Genomic DNA, 259 nt, shown 5'->3' with positions numbered 1-259 from the left:
AGGGCGCGGATGAGGTTGACCGTGGAGGCCGCCTGCACGCCCTGCAATTGCACTGCCGCGCGGCGTGCCTGCAGCACGGTGCGCTCCGCATCGATAACGTCCAGATAGTTCACCGCGCCCTCGGTGTACTGCGAGCGCGAGAGGTCTGCTGCACGTTGCGATGCCTTGACTGCCTCGTTCTGCGTCCGGGTCTGGTCTTCCAGAATGCGCATGTCAGACAGGTTGTCTTCGACTTCGCGGAAGGCTACGAGAACCTGCT

At 63.3% G+C, this 259-nt stretch carries 1 protein-coding gene; it reads right to left on the bottom strand.

Going from position 1 to position 259, the window contains the following annotated elements; all coding sequences use genetic code 11:
- A partial coding sequence (locus tag PQR32_RS42235; protein WP_408241848.1) for a TolC family protein occupies positions 1–259 on the bottom strand: 259 nt, incomplete at both ends.

Origin of the sequence: Paraburkholderia dipogonis, from assembly GCF_046027395.1 — a bacterium.
GTDB lineage: Bacteria > Pseudomonadota > Gammaproteobacteria > Burkholderiales > Burkholderiaceae > Paraburkholderia > Paraburkholderia dipogonis_A.
This window is presented reverse-complemented; position numbering and strand designations above follow the sequence as displayed.